The sequence below is a fragment of the Allobosea sp. LjRoot237 genome, assembly GCF_964253285.1.
Lineage (GTDB): Bacteria > Pseudomonadota > Alphaproteobacteria > Rhizobiales > Beijerinckiaceae > Allobosea.
Window position 1 is genome coordinate 3,105,472 of the sequence record NZ_CAXUQP020000001.1, and the last position, 13,027, is coordinate 3,118,498.

The 13,027-nt window shown below is 66.8% G+C and carries 14 protein-coding genes; 8 read left to right on the top strand and 6 right to left on the bottom strand.

What is annotated here, in order from left to right; all coding sequences use genetic code 11:
• Positions 1–120: 120 nt before the first annotated feature.
• Complete coding sequence (locus ACSQ24_RS15040) at positions 121–537, bottom strand: PaaI family thioesterase (protein WP_436095450.1); 417 nt, start codon at positions 535–537, stop codon at positions 121–123.
• A 105-nt stretch (positions 538–642) separates the two neighbouring features.
• On the opposite strand from ACSQ24_RS15040, the gene ACSQ24_RS15045 reads away from it, so the two are divergent.
• Positions 643–1,449 carry an enoyl-CoA hydratase gene (locus ACSQ24_RS15045; RefSeq protein ID WP_436095451.1) on the top strand — a complete coding sequence of 269 codons (807 nt, stop codon included), beginning with the start codon at positions 643–645 and terminating at the stop codon, positions 1,447–1,449.
• 67 nt (positions 1,450–1,516) lie between these two features.
• Here ACSQ24_RS15045 and ACSQ24_RS15050 read toward each other — a convergent pair whose 3' ends face one another.
• Positions 1,517–1,951: a hypothetical protein gene (locus ACSQ24_RS15050; RefSeq protein ID WP_436095452.1), complete on the bottom strand. Its 435-nt coding sequence runs from the start codon at positions 1,949–1,951 to the stop codon at positions 1,517–1,519.
• Positions 1,952–2,107: 156 nt separating this feature from the next.
• Between ACSQ24_RS15050 and ACSQ24_RS15055 the strand changes: the two genes are divergently transcribed.
• Together ACSQ24_RS15055 and ACSQ24_RS15060 are read left to right on the top strand one after the other, a co-directional pair.
• Positions 2,108–2,638 (top strand): CoA-binding protein, encoded by a 531-nt coding sequence (locus tag ACSQ24_RS15055; RefSeq protein WP_436095453.1) that lies wholly within the window; start codon positions 2,108–2,110, stop codon positions 2,636–2,638.
• A 93-nt stretch (positions 2,639–2,731) separates the two neighbouring features.
• The gene (locus ACSQ24_RS15060; RefSeq protein ID WP_436097898.1) at positions 2,732–3,067 is read left to right on the top strand and encodes a tripartite tricarboxylate transporter substrate-binding protein; all 336 of its coding nucleotides are present in this window, start codon (positions 2,732–2,734) and stop codon (positions 3,065–3,067) included.
• 21 nt (positions 3,068–3,088) lie between these two features.
• On the opposite strand, the gene ACSQ24_RS15065 is transcribed toward ACSQ24_RS15060, so the two are convergent.
• On the bottom strand, positions 3,089–3,685 hold the full coding sequence (locus ACSQ24_RS15065; RefSeq protein WP_436095454.1) for a hypothetical protein: 597 nt from the start codon (positions 3,683–3,685) through the stop codon (positions 3,089–3,091).
• Between the two features lie 134 nt (positions 3,686–3,819).
• Between ACSQ24_RS15065 and ACSQ24_RS15070 the strand changes: the two genes are divergently transcribed.
• A complete protein-coding gene (locus tag ACSQ24_RS15070; protein WP_436095455.1) occupies positions 3,820–5,097 on the top strand; it encodes an O-acetylhomoserine aminocarboxypropyltransferase in 1,278 nt (425 codons plus the stop codon).
• A 126-nt stretch (positions 5,098–5,223) separates the two neighbouring features.
• Here ACSQ24_RS15070 and ACSQ24_RS15075 read toward each other — a convergent pair whose 3' ends face one another.
• Positions 5,224–6,342 (bottom strand): COX15/CtaA family protein, encoded by a 1,119-nt coding sequence (locus ACSQ24_RS15075; protein WP_436097899.1) that lies wholly within the window; start codon positions 6,340–6,342, stop codon positions 5,224–5,226.
• Between the two features lie 98 nt (positions 6,343–6,440).
• Here ACSQ24_RS15075 and ACSQ24_RS15080 point away from each other — a divergent pair, with 98 nt between their 5' ends.
• The gene (locus ACSQ24_RS15080) at positions 6,441–6,650 is read left to right on the top strand and encodes a DUF2842 domain-containing protein (protein ID WP_436095456.1); all 210 of its coding nucleotides are present in this window, start codon (positions 6,441–6,443) and stop codon (positions 6,648–6,650) included.
• Positions 6,651–6,887: 237 nt separating this feature from the next.
• Positions 6,888–7,898 (top strand): amino acid ABC transporter substrate-binding protein, encoded by a 1,011-nt coding sequence (locus tag ACSQ24_RS15085; protein ID WP_436095457.1) that lies wholly within the window; start codon positions 6,888–6,890, stop codon positions 7,896–7,898.
• Positions 7,899–7,915: 17 nt separating this feature from the next.
• Here the strand turns inward: ACSQ24_RS15085 and ACSQ24_RS15090 are convergent, their stop codons facing one another.
• Positions 7,916–8,968, bottom strand: a complete 1,053-nt coding sequence (locus ACSQ24_RS15090) for a polysaccharide deacetylase family protein (RefSeq protein WP_436095458.1) — start codon at positions 8,966–8,968, stop codon at positions 7,916–7,918.
• 116 nt (positions 8,969–9,084) lie between these two features.
• Here ACSQ24_RS15090 and ACSQ24_RS15095 point away from each other — a divergent pair, with 116 nt between their 5' ends.
• The gene (locus ACSQ24_RS15095) at positions 9,085–10,320 is read left to right on the top strand and encodes a GNAT family N-acetyltransferase (RefSeq protein WP_436095459.1); all 1,236 of its coding nucleotides are present in this window, start codon (positions 9,085–9,087) and stop codon (positions 10,318–10,320) included.
• A 69-nt stretch (positions 10,321–10,389) separates the two neighbouring features.
• On the top strand, positions 10,390–10,761 hold the full coding sequence (locus ACSQ24_RS15100; protein ID WP_436095460.1) for a GFA family protein: 372 nt from the start codon (positions 10,390–10,392) through the stop codon (positions 10,759–10,761).
• Positions 10,762–10,767: 6 nt separating this feature from the next.
• Here ACSQ24_RS15100 and ACSQ24_RS15105 read toward each other — a convergent pair whose 3' ends face one another.
• Entirely contained in the window at positions 10,768–12,945 is a 2,178-nt protein-coding gene (locus ACSQ24_RS15105) for a GumC family protein (RefSeq protein WP_436095461.1), read from the bottom strand.
• Between the last annotated feature and the right edge of the window lie 82 nt (positions 12,946–13,027).

The following is a 13,027-nucleotide window of genomic DNA, read 5'->3' on the forward strand; positions in this document are numbered from 1 at the left end:
GGCGGTGTGGGCGCTGGATAGGCGGCTACCCTACCGATGTCAAGCAGAGACAGCACGCCTCTTCGGCTAAAAATGCATTGTTTTCAGGGCAATGCGCGAAACGGTATCAGGATACCGCAATCAGCGCTCGGCCGGGATCGAATACGTCCCGGTGGCGTGGCAGACCATCTCGCTCTCACCAGCCGAGAACATCCGGACCTCGCCCACCGCGAGCCGTTTCCCGAGCTTGAGCAGCTGGCACTCGGCGATCAGCGCCGCCTGCCCCGGCTTGCGCAGGAAGTTGTAGGTCAGGCTCGTCGTCACCGCGAGCCCGACCGGGCCGATCTGGGCGAGGATCGCGACATAGAGCGCAAGATCGGCGAGCGCCATCATGGTCGGACCGGAAATGGTGCCGCCCGGCCGCAAATGCTTCTCATGGTAGTCGCAGCGCATGCGCGCCGAGAGCTTGCCGACCTCCTCGACGAAATAGGTCCGCCCGCCATAGTGCAGCTGCGGGAAGACCTGATCGAGATAAGCCTCGATCTCGGTGGCGCTCATGCGGGTCGTCATCGTGCGGAAAACCGGGGTCTGATCGGACGTTACGCCCCTTGCAGCATGGCGCCCGCCTCCCGACAATAGGGCAAACAGCGAAAGGCTTTCGCCATGAACGCCCATGCCGGACCGCAGCTGCTGCTGCGCGAGGATGCCGACGGCATCGCGATCCTGACCCTGAACCGCCCGGAGGCACGCAATCCGCTGAGCGAGGCGATGCTCACCGCCCTGTCGGAGACGCTGGTTGCGATCGCGGCCGACGCAAACGTCCGCGCCGTCGTGCTGGCGGCCGCCGGCCCGGTGTTCTCAGCCGGGCACGACCTCAAGGAGATGAGCGCGCGCCGGACCGATCCCGACCGCGGCCGCGCTTATTTCGCCGATATCCTCGGGCGCTGTTCGGCGATGATGCAGCAGATTACCGCCCTGCCCCAGCCGGTGATCGCCGCCGTCGAGGGCACGGCGACGGCCGCCGGCTGCCAGCTCGTCGCGACGTGCGATCTCGCCGTCGCCGGCGAAGGCGCGCGCTTCTGCACGCCGGGCGTCCATATCGGCCTGTTCTGCTCGACGCCTATGGTCGCGCTCTCGCGCAACCTCCCGGCCAAGCATGCAATGGAAATGCTGCTGCTCGGCGAGATGGTGCCGGCGCAGGAGGCCGCCCGCATGGGGCTGGTCAACCGTGTCGTGCCCGCTGGCGAAGCGCTCCCGGAAGCCAAGCGGCTCGCGGCGGTGATCGCGTCGAAGTCGGCGGCGACGGTCAAGGTCGGCAAGCGCGCCTTCTACGAGCAGCGCGAGATGGGGCTGAAGGCAGCCTATGACCACGCCTCGGCCGTGATGGTCGAGAACATGCTGGCGCGCGATGCCGAGGAAGGCATCGGCGCCTTCATGGAGAAGCGCCAGCCGGATTGGCGTCATAGCTGAACTCGGCGGGCCCGCCCGAAACGGGTCCGCCGTTGAGAATGGCAACTACGCGCCCATGACCGTCCGATCAGATGCCGAAGATGTGGACCGGTTCCGGCTCGACCGGCGCAGGCTCGACCTTCCTGACCTGCTCGCCCTGCGCGTCCGCCGGCAATTGCAAGACGGTCGCGGTCTGGCCTGCCGACAGGTTCGTCAGCAGCACGATCTGCCCGTCGGGCAGCTCGAGCGCATCGTGATGGGCATAGGGCTTGTCGAGATCGACCTGGCGGAAGCGTGCCACCGTCGCCGCGAGCCGGCGATGCGGCAGGAAGCCGATCGCCCGGTCGCATTCGATCTCGCTAGAGAACGCCAGCTCCGTGCCGGGCAGGACGCAGACAGCCACGCTCGGCTCACCGGCGGCGCAGAAGCCCCTGGTGCTCGATCCGACGAAGCTGGTGGTCTTGAGGACATCGCCGACTTTGGCAGGAGTCGACATCACGTGGTGCAGACTGTAGTCGCACATGGCAGGCCCTCCTCGCTGATGAAGAAGACTGGGATCGCCCCTTTCGTCTTCAGCAAGCAAACCAGCGCGGCGAAACTGTGTTCCCGGCATCGGCGCCACTGGCGGTCGGTTCAACAACGTCCTGCAACTATTTCAATCTGCTAGGATTTTCGTTTCGTGGCCCATGACTCTTACGACGATGCGCTTATTCGCCGCATCCTGCGCGAGGTGAAGACGATCGCTCTGGTCGGCGCCTCCGCCAACGAGGCGCGGCCAAGCTGGATCGTCACCAAGTACCTGCTCGATCGCGACTATGACGTGATCCCGGTCAATCCCGGGCTCGCCGGCCAGACGCTGCTGGGCAAGACCGTCTATGGCTCGCTGAAGGACATCCCGCAGCCGGTCGACATGGTCGAGATATTCCGCAATTCGGAAGCCGCCGGGCCGATCACCGAGGAGGCGCTGAGCCTCACGCCGCTGCCCAAGGTGATCTGGATGCAGCTCTCGGTGCGCAATGACGAGGCCGCGGCCAAGGCCGAGGCCAGGGGCGTCACCGTGATCATGAACCGCTGCCCGAAGATCGAGTATGGCCGGCTCTCCGGCGAGATCGGCTGGCAGGGCATCAACTCACGCATCCTGTCGGCGAAGAAGCCTGTGCTCTCCGGCAAGGGCTTCCAGAAGCTGACGATCAACCGGCCGGGGACGTAAAGACTCTTCCCCGCCGGCGGGCGATCGCTAATCTCGCCGCTCTCGCTCTTCGCCGGCGAAGGCCGATGTCCCTTCGCCGGCAGTCTCGGCAACATCCAGGGCGGCAAGGTAAAAGCGCTCGCCGTCACCACCGAGGCGCGCCAGCCGCAGCTCCCCGATCTGCCGACGCTGAAGGAACAGGGCGCCGACGTGGTCTACCCGGGCTGGGCCTCGCTCGTTGCGCCGGCCGGCATTGCGCCCGATACGCTGCGCATCCTCAGCGCCGCGATCAACGCCGCGATGGCCGATGCCGAGCTCGTCGCCCGCTATCGCGAGCTGGTGATCGAGCCCGCCGCCTGGAGCCCGCAGGAGACCGGCGCCTTCATGGCCCGCGACCGCGCGATCCTGACCGAGCTGGTGGCCAGGACCGGGATCAAGCTGACCGAATAGCGGCCTGCCAGAGGCATCGGCTCAGGGCGGTGAAAGGCTGGTCGCGATCTTGAGGGCGAGCGCGGTCGCGCCATTGGGCCGATACATCGAATTGAAAGCCGCTTTGTCCATCAGCTCGACGGCGCGCGGCATGCCCATTTCAGCATAAAACGCACGGACGCGGGTGGTGCCGCTTTCACTCAGGATCGTCTGACCGGTTTGCTTCTCGGTGCGCCGGGCCGGATGGAAGCCGAGGCCCGACAGCGCGGTCGAGCCTTCGAAGACCCCTTCGCCGCCGACGTAATGGCGCCGGACGCCGCCGGCAAAAATAAAGGTGCAGGCGCTGGAACAGGCGGCGCTGCCAGCGTCGACTGCGGTAACCAGCCCAGCCTGGCGAACGAGCCGACCGATCGCGAAGGCTGGCAGGATATAGCCACCACTGCTCGACAGATAGAGTACGCGCAAGGGCTTCGCCCGCGGCCGCTCCAGGAACGCCTTGAATCGCTCACCGTCGCCTACCTCGATCGAGCCGGTGAGCCAGGCGACGTCGCCGCTTTCCGAAAGCCAAATCGCGCGGGCCGGCTGGGCGCCGCCACACAAGGCGAGAGCCAATAGAAACCAGTACGCAAGACGCCGCATTGCCATCCCCCAACGCAATGATGCTGCCATGCCGCAATTGCCCGCGTGCGGCAACTGCTTGATTTGACGCCTCGCAGGCCGTTCGTTAAATCGAACGGGACCGTTTCACGATCAGAATTGTCAGGGAGCACGCCATGACCGACCGCGCACCGGGTTTCCACACGCTCGCCGTCCATGCCGGCGCCGCTCCCGACGCGGCCACCGGCGCGCGCGCCACGCCGATCTACCAGACGACCTCCTTCGTCTTCGACGATGTCGACCACGCCGCCTCGCTGTTCGGACTGCAGGCCTTCGGCAACATCTATACCCGCATTGGCAACCCGACCAACGCGGTGCTGGAGGAGCGCGTCGCGGCGCTAGAGGGCGGCACAGCGGCGCTGGCGGTGGCCTCCGGCCATGCCGCCGAGTTCCTGTGCTTTCACGCGCTGATGCAACCGGGCGACGAGTTCGTAGCGGCCAAGAAGCTCTATGGCGGCTCGATCAACCAGTTCAACCATTCCTACAAGAACTTCGGCTGGAGCGTGATCTGGGCCGACAGCGACGATCTCGACGCCTTCGCCGCGGCGGTGACGCCGAAAACCAAGGCGATCTTCATCGAGTCCATCGCCAATCCGGGTGGCGTCATCGTCGACATCGAGGGCATCTCGAAGATCGCCAAGCAGCACAACATCCCGCTGATCGTCGACAACACGATGGCGAGCCCCTATTTGATCCGCCCCTTCGAGTTCGGGGCCGACATCGTCGTGCATTCGGCGACCAAGTTCCTCGGCGGCCATGGCAATTCGATCGGTGGCCTCATTGTCGACGGCGGCTCGTTCAACTGGGTCGGCGACGAACGCTATCCGATGCTGTCCAAGCCGCGGCCAGAATATAACGGCATGGTGCTGGGCGAGACCTTCGGCAACTTCGCCTTCGCGATAGCGGCCCGCGTGCTCGGCCTGCGCGACATGGGCCCGGCGCTGTCGCCCTTCAACGCCTTCATGATCCTGACCGGCATCGAGACGCTGCCGCTGCGCATGCAGCGCCATTGCGAGAACACGCTGACGGTGGCGACGCATCTTGCCAAGCACCCGGCGGTCGAGTGGGTGAACTATGCCGGCTTAGCCGACAACAAGTACCACGCACTCGCCCAGCGCTATTGCCCCAAGGGCGCCGGCGCGGTCTTCACCTTCGGCCTCAAGGGCGGCTACGACGCCGGCGTCCAGCTCGTCTCGAAGCTCTCGCTGTTCTCGCATCTCGCCAATATCGGCGACACCCGCTCGCTGGTGATCCACCCGGCCTCGACCACGCACCGCCAGCTCTCGGATGCGCAGAAGACGGCGTCGGGCGCCGGCCCGGAGGTGGTGCGCCTCTCGATCGGCATCGAGGATACCGAAGACCTGATCGCCGATCTGGATCAGGCGCTGGCCTGAGCAGACCGGACCGTCATTCCGGGACGCCGCGCCAGCGGCGGGCCCGGAACCCATGAACACGACCTGCACGAAGAAAGCGACCCGGCAGCCGCTGACCCATGAGCGTCGCGTTCATGGATTCCGGGCTCACGCCTCCGGCGTGCCCCGGAAAGACAAGGGCACGACCGCCTGCTGCGTGCGCGTCAGATGCACCACCCCCATCGCCAATACGGTGAAGCCGAGCGCCTGATGGGCGAGCCCGGCCCAGAGCGGCACGACCAGGAGCAGCGTCACGATGCCGAGCGCGGACTGCGCCAGCACGAGCCCGACGATGGCGGTCGCGCGCCTGGCACCGCCTGAGCCCGGAGCGGCGCGGCGCAAGGCCAGCATATGCCAGAGCGCGAAGGCAAGCAGGGCATAGGCGCCGATGCGATGGTTGAACTGCACCAGCGCGACATTGTCGACAAAGTTCTCCCAGACCGGCGTGCCGGCGAACAGCGTCGCGGGCGATGGCACCAGCGCCCCGTCCATCAGAGGCCAGGTGTTGAAGGTGAAACCGGCCTTGGAGCCGGCGACGAGACCACCGAGCGCGACCTGCGCGAAAAGCAGCAGGAGCAGCAGCCACGCCGCCGCCCTGCCCCATGCCGGCTCGACCCGGCGCAAGGGCGTCAGCCAGGTGGCGAAGGCGACGACGCTGGCGAAGAAGAAGCCGGCGAAGGTCAGATGCAGGGTCAGCTTGACCGGCGCAACCGCGACCATGCCGGGCTCCAGGCCAGAGGCGACCATGATCCAGCCGATCGTGCCCTGCAGGCCGAGCAGCAGCCCCATGCCGAACAGGATCGCCGTTTCGCGCCAGGGCATAGACCGCCGCAGCAGCACGACGAGGAAGCCGGCGAGGTAGAGCAGCCCGATGAAGCGGCCGAGCTGGCGATGGCCCCATTCCCACCAGTAGATGAACTTGAAATCGGCGAGCTCCATGCCGGAGTTCAGGAGCTGATATTGCGGGCTCAGGCGGTACTTCTCGAACTCGAGCGCCCAGGCAGCATCGTTCAGCGGCGGGATGGCGCCAGTGACGGGCCGCCATTCGGTGATCGAGAGGCCGGAGCCGGTCAACCGCGTCGCGCCGCCGACCACGACCATGACGAAGACGAGGAAGGCGACCGCCCAGAGCCAGCGGCGGATGCCCGCATGGTTCGCAGCGGCCCGAACGGCAGGCTGATCGAGCGCGATCGTCACGGCGGCGGGACCTCGGGTCGCAGGGAGCAGGCTTGAATATGCTTCACAAGCACGGCGGCGGGTGACAGATAGTCCGCCGTCGACGCCCGAACAACGCCCGCAATGCCGCAGCCCGGACCAGAATCGCCATGAGGCAGACCCATCGCAAGCTCGTCGGCACGGTCGTGATGATCGTCTTCGTCTGTGTCTACGCGCTCGTCGCCATGGCGCTGGCGCAGGGCCGGATCACCGAAGCCTCGAAGCTCGTGCAGACCATCGCCTATGTCGTGCTCGGGCTGGTCTGGGTGCTGCCGCTGCTGCCACTGATCAAGTGGATGGAGCGCAAGGACGAGGCCTGAGCGCCGCATCCGCCCTCTGGCGCGGCTGCGCCCGCCCCAAGCCAATTGCGACAGACTCGAGCGCCTCCAGGGGCGCTTTGTCGTTTCCTGCATTTTTGAGCCGCCGATCTTAAAAAACGTGCGGCCGAACCGACCATTCAGAGCGCTTCTCTCGTCGCAACCGCAATAACGTTTCGCCGCGATCGAAAGTGTCGCCCGGCATGATGCATGTCGCGGATGAGATGGGGGGCTCGGGTCATGAAGACGTTGTTGCAGCTGGCTTCTCTGGCCCTGGTGCTTGGCGGAGGGCTCGCAGAAGCCGGCACACTGGAAACCGTGAGACAGCGCGGTGTCTTGAAATGCAGCTCGACCATGGGCACGCCGGGCTTCTCCCTGGCCGACGCGACCGGCCGCCATCGCGGCCTCGATGTCGATGTCTGCCGCGCGGTGGCCGCAGCCGTGTTCGGCGATCCCGAGAAGATCATGATCGTGCCGCTCCCGGCTGCGGCTCGCTTCACGGCGCTTCAATCCGGCGAGGTCGACATCCTCTTCAACACGACGACCTGGACGATGGGACGCGAGACCACCAACGGCATCCTGTTCGCCGCCGTGACCTATTACGACGGCCAGGGGATCATGGTGCGCTCGGGTGAGGTCAAATCCGGCAAGGAACTGAACGGCGCGACGCTCTGCACCAACCAGGGCTCGACGACCGAGCTCAACCTGACGGACTTCTTCCGCACCAATAATCTGAAGAACGAGATCGTGGCGTTCGCCTCCCAGGAGGAGGCGCTGCAGGGCTACCAATCAGGCCGCTGCGACGCCTTCAGCTCCGACCGCTCGGTCCTCTACGCCTTTCGCTCGAAGCTGACGGAGCCGCAAAAGCACGTCGTGCTGCCCGACACGCTCTCCAAGGAGCCGCTCGGCGCCGCCGTTCGGCAGGGCGACGATACCTGGTACAACGTGGTCAAGTGGTCGGCCTATGCGATGCATGCGGCCGAGGAATTCGGGCTGACGTCGAGCACCGTCGAGCAGATCGCGGCATCGACGAAGGACCCCAACATCCTGCGCCTGCTCGGCCGCGAAGGCGCGATCGGCGAATCGCTCGGGCTATCGCGCGACTGGGCGCTGAACATCGTCCGGAAGGTCGGCGCCTATGGCGAGGTCTTCGACCGCAACATCGGCAAGGACAGCCCCCTGAAGATCGAGCGCGGGTTGAATGCCTCCTGGAAGCAAGGCGGCCTGCACTACGCCCCGCCGATCCGCTGACGCTTTCTGGCCCGCGGCTAACCGACGCTCACCTTCCTGCCTCGATTCCACAGCAGGAACGGCAGTCCCGACAGCAGCGCCTTGAGCGCCGCCTCGCTCTGGTGCAGGCCGTTGAGCGAGACGCGCGGCAGCGCGTGCAGATGCTGGGCGTGCTCGGCGAAGAGATGGCCCGGACGGGTCGTCACGGCGCTGGCGAACCCCGCTTCCTTCGCCAGTGCGAATTCGCGCGGCCCGGCGGAGCCAGGATCGCCGACGGGGTAGGCGAAGTGGCGGATCGGCATGCCAAGCGTCTCCTCCAGCCAGGCCTTGCTCGCCATGATCTCGCGGCGCGCGACCTCCTCCGGGTGCTTGGCCAGCATCGGATGGCTCAGCGTATGGGCGCCGATGGTGACGCCGGGAGCGCCGGCGAGCGAGCGCAGGGTCTGCGCAGGCAAACACTCGCGCTCGACCAGCGCCGAGGGATCGATGCCGGCCTGATTTCCAAGCTCGGAAATCGTTGACAGCAGAATCGCTTCCGGTCCCTTGCGCAGACGCCAGTAGAGCTGGTCGAACGCCCTCTGCTTCTCGACATCGCTGCCGGCCGGCGCATCGAACCGGCCATCGGGCAGGTCGAGCGAGATGCGCGGCAGGGCCCGGATCGCCTCCTCCAGCTCCAGCCACCAGAGCCGCGCCGTGCGCTCGGCGAAGCCGCGCACGACATAGAGCGTCCACGGCGCCTCATGCTTCGCCAGCACCGGCCAGGCATGATCGAGATTGTCGCGATAGCCGTCGTCGAAGGTGAGCGCGACGAAGAAGCGGCCGGGCTTCGGGTCCGCCAGTCGCGCCAGCGCCTCGTCGAGCGAGACGATGTCGTAGCCTTCAGCCCGGATCAGGCTCAGAGCCCGGTCGAGGAAGTCAGGCGTGATCTCGAGCAGGCCGTTCGGCCGGAAGCCGCCTGATGTCGCCGGGCGGACATGGTGCAGCATCAGGATCGCGCCCTTGCCCTGGGCGAGCCCCCTGCCCCAGCGGTCGGCGCCGGTCGCCGCGATCACCCGGAACGCGGCGGAAAAAGCCTTGTGGCGCAGGCTCATGCCCGGCGTCTCCGAGACATCGATTCAACCCTTCGCTAACGCTGTTCGGCGATGGCGTCATGCAACGCCAGCGATCATGGCAGGTCCGTTCACAATGCCGGGTTAAGGATCCCGGCATGTCCGCCGTCGCCGATAGCGCGCAGAGCCTGCCTGTCCTTCCAGCCTTGCGGCGGGACGCGAAAGCGTGCCCCTGGCACCGGCTCAGTGCCAGCAGCGATATCGCCGCGCTGGAAGCGGATTGGCGCGCACTCGAAGCAAGCGCCCTGGTGACGCCCTACCAGGCCTATGACTGGGTCCGGCCCTTCGTCGAGACGATCGGGCGAGCCGAAGCCATGGAGTTCCGCTTCGTCCGGGTCGAAGACCAGCATAGCGGGTTGCTCGCACTGTTTCCGCTGGTGATCACCCGGCGCCTCGGCACGCGCTTCGCCGAGTTCATCGGCGGCAAGCACGCCAATTATCACATGGCGCTGTACCGGCCGGATTTCGCCGCGGCGCTCGATCCGGCCGCGACGCAATTGCTGCTTCAGGAGATCGGCGCGGCAATCGGCGGAATCGACGCGCTGTTCCTGATCAACCAGCCGACCGCCTGGCAGGGCATCGCCAACCCACCGGCAAGGCTCGCCGCGGGGCAGAGTCCGAGTCGCGCCTACAAGCTTGCGCTCGAACCGGGCGATTGCGAGGGCACGCTCAGGCGCTCGATGAGCAAGCACGCCCGCAAGAAGCTGACGACGAAGCGCAACCGCTTCGCCGAATTCGGCCCATCCGAACTGGTCAGGGCTCATAGCGACGCAGACATCGAGCGCGTGCTCGACGCTTTCTTGGCGCAGAAGGCCAGCCGCCTCGCCCAGATGGGCGTGCCTGACCCGTTCGCAGCGCCGGCGATCCGCGCCTTCCTGCGTCAGGGGGCGACCCGGCAGCCCGACCGGCCGCCGGTGATCGAACTCTATTCGCTCGACCTCGCCGGCCGTTCAGTCGCGACCTATGTCGGTGCCGCCCAGGGCGAACGCTTTTCCGGCATGGCAACCTCCTTCGATCTCGCCTCGGAAACGGCGCGCACCAGCCCCGGCGAGCTCCTGCTGGTCGAGCTGATCAAGCGCAAATGCCAGGCCGGCCTCACCATGTTCGACCTCGGCATCGGTGAAGCCCGCTACAAGACGACGATCTGCGACGACGCCGACGATCTGGTCGACACCTTCTTTCCGCTGACGGCCAAGGGGCGGGTCTATGCGAGCTACAGCCGGGCCAAGCGCGCGCTAAAGCGGCGGATCAAGGCCTCGCCCGTTGCCCTCAAGGCGGCACAACGGATCCTCGGCTGGCTGAGGCGACGCAAGCCAGGCGACGCGGACGAATAGCCCGTTCCTGCCATATGCTAACAAGAACCTGGATTGATCTGCCCGCACCTTCCTCTTGGAGCCGGCGACATGACGATCATCAGCGGCAGCTGCCATTGCGGCGCGACGAAGTTCGAGGTTCTGGAGCCGGTCACCGAGGTGGTCGCCTGCACCTGCTCGATCTGCTCCAAGCGCGGCGCGCTATGGAGCTATCACAAGCCCGCCCAGTTCCGGCTGCTGACGCTGCGAGAGAACCTTTCGACCTATCGCTGGCAGACCAAGACGGTGGCGCACCATTTCTGCGGCACGTGCGGCTGCACTACCTTCCAGGAATCGCCGGACTGGTCGAGCGGCGAGCCCGATTTCGATAATCCGAAAATCGGCGTTAACGCGCGCGTGCTCGACGATTTCGACCTCGACGCCGTTCCGGTCACGGTGATCGACGGCAAGAACCTCTGGTAACCGACCTCAGGCCGGCACCGGTTCCTTCTCCTGCACGGCCAACTCGACCCGCTCCGGCGCATCGATCATGACCAGCGCGATCGGGGCGCCGGTCAGGTCGGTGAGGCGATAGGCGGCTTCGACCGCGTGGCCATTGCCGGCATGGCCGGCCATGACCAGCGCACCCTGGGCCCGCGCCAGCAGGGGCGTCAGCACCTCGGCCTCATCGGTCGAGGCCGTCGCGACCAGCACCCAGTCATAGGTCTCGCAAAGCGCGTCGAGTGCGACATCGACGATGTCGGGCGCCGCCAGCACTGCCGCACGCCCGGCTCGGCCCGGCGCGATCTCGTGCAGGCGCGAATCCTCCTCGCGGGTGATGATGTCGGAGAACATCGCCTCGCCGGCAAGCAGTTCGGAGAAGCCGGCGCGGTCGCGGCCGTCGCTGGCGAGATCGACCAGGATGCAGCGGCTGCGCTCTGAGAGGAGCTGCGCCAGGGCGCGCGGCGAGGCTTCGCCCGGCTCCGCGCCATCGAGCACCAGGACGAGCGGCGCATGATCGTCGCTCGCCTTGTTGATGCAGGCGGCGAGTTCGGCCGCACCGGCATCGGGATCGGTGAGGTCGAGATGGAGCTGGCCGATGCGCCCGCCATGGGTCAGGAGGCCGGCAATGCGCTCGCGGCGACGCGGCGCCGGGGCTGCCACCTCGCCTTCCCCGTCCTCATCCTCGGATTTGCCGACGGCCGGTTCGACACGGCCCGGCGCCTTGCGCCGCGGCGCGTCTTCGGCCGGCGTCGGCGAGCCGCCGTTCAAGAGTTCACGCGAGACCACCGCCGCCAGCGCCACCAGGAAGGTCGCCAGTGTCGCGACGAGCATCGTCGGCAGCTTCTTCGGGAAGGAGGGCTCGGTCGGCTCGATGGCGCGCGAGATGACGCGAGCATCGGCTGGCGTCGCGTTCTGGCTGTCGCGGGCGAGCGCCTCGCGATAGCGCAGCATGTACTGTTCGAGCTGGTCGCGCTGGGTCCGCGCCTCGCGTTCGAGCGCGCGCAGCTGGACCTCGTCGTCATTGGCGCCCGAGGCGGTCTTCTTCTGGCCTTCGAGCGCAGCGGTGACGCTCTCGACGCGCTGGCCGGCGATCTTGGCCTCGTTCTCCAGCGTGCGTACGGCGCGCTCGGCGGCAGCGCGGATCTGACCTTCGAGGTCGGCGAGCTGGGCGTTCAGCTCCTTGATGCGCGGATGCTCCGACAGGAGGTTGCGCGATTCGAGCGCGAGCTGGGCCCGCAGATTGACGCGCTGCTCGATCAGCCGGCGGACGAGATCGTTGTTGGCGACATCCGGAATGTCGAAGGTGCGCCCTGCCTTGATCGCGTCGCGGATGATTCCGGCCTTGGCCTGCGATTCGGCCTGCTGGTTGCGCGCATTGGAGAGCTGCGTCGACAGGTCGGCGAGCTGCTGGGCCGTGATCGTGGTGTTGTTGGTGCCGACGAGCAGGCCGTGGCGGGAGCGGAACACTTCGACCTTGGCTTCCGATTCCGCCAACCGCTTGCGCAGCGGCTCGATCGTGGTCGAGAGCCAGGACGAGGCGCTGCGGGCCGTGTCCTGCTTGGCCGCCTCCTGCATCTCCAGATAGACGGCGGCGATCTCGTTGGCCGCCTTGGCGGCGAGCGCCGGGTCCTGCGAGGTGAACTCGATCGAGACGATGCGCGAGCGCCCGACGGGGAAAACCAGGAGCCGGTCGTAGTACTTCTCCAGCACCCGCTCCTCCGGCGAACGATCGGCCGGATGGGCGCCGATGCCGAGCAGGACACCGACTTTCTTCAGCGCACCGAGCGCGCCGGCACCCGAGTCGAATTCCGAATTGCCGACCAGGCCGATCCGCTTGATCGCCTCGCGCGCCAGATCGCGCGACATGATGACCTGGACCTGGCTCTGCACACCCTCGGAGTCGAACTGCTGACCGGAGGTTTCCGACGGAGCCTGCCCCGGCCGCGTATAGAAGCTGTCGCGATTTTCGAGCAGCAGCCGTGCCTCGCCGGTGTAGCGCGGCGTGACGGCGTTGACCGCGATGAAGGACAGGCCGAGCGCGGCCAGCGTCGGCCCGATGATCCAGAGCTTCTTCGCCTTGATCGCGGCCCAGAGGGCCGGCAAGTCGAGCAGATCGGAGCGGCTCTCGCCGGCGGCCGCGACGGTATCGTAGCGAGCGGTCATGAGGCTTCCATTCACGCAGAACTCTCGCATCTCGCGAGAGACGCAGCGTCATGTGAGCCCATTAAGGTTAGTGCTGGGTTAA